2 protein-coding genes are annotated in these 2,594 nt (G+C 61.8%); both read right to left on the bottom strand.

Annotated elements, in window-relative coordinates; all coding sequences use genetic code 11:
* Positions 1–20: 20 nt before the first annotated feature.
* Positions 21–1,523 carry a helicase HerA-like C-terminal domain-containing protein gene (locus HMPREF9538_RS00225; protein ID WP_004894665.1) on the bottom strand — a complete coding sequence of 501 codons (1,503 nt, stop codon included), beginning with the start codon at positions 1,521–1,523 and terminating at the stop codon, positions 21–23.
* Between the two features lie 98 nt (positions 1,524–1,621).
* On the bottom strand, positions 1,622–2,443 hold the full coding sequence (locus tag HMPREF9538_RS00230; protein WP_004178392.1) for a TIM barrel protein: 822 nt from the start codon (positions 2,441–2,443) through the stop codon (positions 1,622–1,624).
* Positions 2,444–2,594 lie beyond the last annotated feature (151 nt).

The raw sequence follows: 2,594 nt of genomic DNA, 5'->3' as shown, positions 1-2,594 counted from the left end.
GGGGGGGGGGGGGCTTTTTTTTAGCGCTTGCGTCCGCCCAGCAGGCTGCCCAGTATGCCGCGGACGATCTGATTGGTGACCTGGCGAACCGCGCTTTTCGCTGCGGTCTGCACGATACCGTCGCGTTTACCGCCCCGCGGGCCGGTGCTGCCGAACAGGATATCTTTCAGGCCGCCAAGCAGCCCGTCGTCATCGCCGTTCTGCTGGCCCTTCGCCGGCGGAGCCGACTGCTGCCCGGTGGCGACCTGCACCCCTTGCTGCAGCATTTCGAAAGCCGACTCGCGGTCCACCTCCTCCTCATACTTACCGTACAGCGGCGAGTGGTTCAGCAGACCATTGCGCTCGTCATCGCTGACCGGCCCCATTCGCGAACAGGGGGCGATAACCATCGCCCGCTCGACCACCGACGGGCTGCCTTTCTCATCGAGGAAGGAGATCAGCGCCTCGCCGGTGCCCAGCTCCTGGATCGCCTGCTCGGTACTGAAGGCCGGGTTGGCGCGCATGGTCTGGGCGGCGGTTTTCACCGCCTTCTGGTCCTTCGGCGTAAAGGCGCGCAGGGCATGCTGCACGCGGTTGCCCAGCTGGCCGAGCACGGCGTCGGGAATATCCGCCGGGTTCTGCGAGACAAAGTAGACGCCGACGCCCTTGGAGCGGATAAGGCGGATCACCTGTTCAATTTTATCCAGCAGCACCTGCGGCGCGTCGTTGAACAGCAGATGCGCCTCATCGAAGAAGAACACCAGCTTCGGTTTATCGAGGTCGCCGGCTTCCGGCAGGCGCTCGTAGAGCTCGGAGAGCATCCACAGCAGGCTGGCGGCGTACAGCTTCGGCATCTGGTAGAGCTTTTCGGCGCTAAGGATATTGATCACCCCTTTACCGCTGGCATCGACGCGCATCCAGTCGGCAATATCCAGCATCGGCTCGCCGAAGAAGTGCTCGGCGCCCTGTTGCTCCAGGGTCAACAGCCCGCGCTGGATGGCGCCGATCGAGGCGCTGTTAATATTGCCGTACTGGTTCTGGAAAGACTTGGCGTTATCGCCGATAAACTGGGTGATGGCGCGGAGGTCTTTGAAGTCGAGCAGCAGCAGGCCGCGGTCGTCCGCGATGCGGAAAATAATGTTCAGTACGCCGCTCTGCACCTCGTTGAGATTGAGCAGGCGCGCCAGCAGCAGGGGGCCGAGATCGGAAACCGTCGCCCGCACCGGGTGGCCCTTCTCGCCAAAGATATCCCAGAGCACCACCGGGTTGGCGTGCGGCTCCCAGTCGCTGACGCCGATCTTCTCCAGCCGCGCCTGCAGTTTCTCTGAGCTCTGCCCCGCGGCGGCAATGCCGGTCAGGTCGCCCTTGACGTCGGCCATAAATACCGGCACGCCAATCTCCGAGAACGACTCAGCCAGCTTCTGCAGGGTGACGGTTTTACCGGTGCCGGTCGCACCGGTGATAAGCCCATGGCGGTTGGCCATCGCGGGCAGTAAATAGAGCGCGTTATCCAGCGTGCGCGCAATCAACAGGGGTGAGCTCATGGTCGATTCCTCCATTTATCCTGCGACGATTATAGGCAACCTCGTCGTCCGGCGTTGGGAAAATCGTCACGCGCTGCGCACGCTGTACCGTGAGTGTCTCAGGCGCAGTGGCGCTGGATGAGCGCGATGCTCTGCTCAATCTCGCGCTCGATATCCGCTTCGCTCCATTGCGCCAGCTCGGGAGCGAAGGGCTCAAAAGCGTACACCCCCTGATAGCCGCGGGCTTCCAGCGCTTTAACCTGCTCGCAGGTGCCGAGACGATCCTGCGGGGTTAGCATGATGCGCTCGGCATCGGTGAGCTGCTCGCGCGGACGGCTATCGTCCACTCCTGAAAGGTGCACCAGCCCGATATCCGCCACCTCTACCTGGCTGAACTCGTCCGCCGCCTGCGGGTAAAGATGGTGATGGAAGGTGTCGATCAGCAGCTTAAACGGCACGCGGGCGTCGTGGATCAGCGTCTGCGCCTGATGTGCAGAACGCAGCGAGCTTTGCGGGAAGCCCAGCGGCTCCACCAGGCCGTGGATGCCATAGAAGGCGAACAGCGGCGCCAGGTCGCGCAGGGCGCCCAGGGTTTCGCTGGCCGGCACCTCGCTGCCGTCGTTGAGCGGACAGAGCACCAGCGATTTGGCGCCGATGGCCTGGGCCTCTTTCAGCAGCGATTCGGTCAACTGCCGCACCTCTTCGCTACGACGGTTAAAGGGGTAGACCGCGTTAATCGTCAGGATCTCGATGTGGTAGCGCGCCGCCAGCTCGCGCACCTGCTGATGGCTCAGATCGTCGGTCACTTTTCCGCTGGGTAAATCGTTGCGCAGCTCGACCTTATTCAGGCCCAGACGGTTCACCAGACGGAAAAACGCTTCAATGCTGAGCGCTGGCGCGATTTTGCGGTTAATACAAAAACGTTGCATTGCGATGGCCATAGGACACTCCTGACGGAAGAGGGGGTAGGTTCGTTCAATTGGCTAACAGTCAAAACGTTTATTCCAAAATTAGCAAGAATGGAAATGATGAATGTTTGAGCTGTCTCGCAAAATATCACCGGCACCGACTACCGGCGCGACAGCGGCGGGG

Source organism: Klebsiella sp. MS 92-3, from assembly GCF_000195655.1.
GTDB lineage: Bacteria > Pseudomonadota > Gammaproteobacteria > Enterobacterales > Enterobacteriaceae > Klebsiella > Klebsiella pneumoniae.
The sequence above is the reverse complement of the archived record's forward strand: the minus strand, read 5'-3'. Positions and strand labels throughout refer to the sequence as shown.

Coding starts and splice junctions, on each gene's coding strand:
- HMPREF9538_RS00225 (WP_004894665.1), bottom strand. CDS start 1,523: ATGAGCTCACCCCTGTTGATTGCGCGCACGCTGGATAACGCGCTCTAT.
- HMPREF9538_RS00230 (WP_004178392.1), bottom strand. CDS start 2,443: ATGGCCATCGCAATGCAACGTTTTTGTATTAACCGCAAAATCGCGCCA.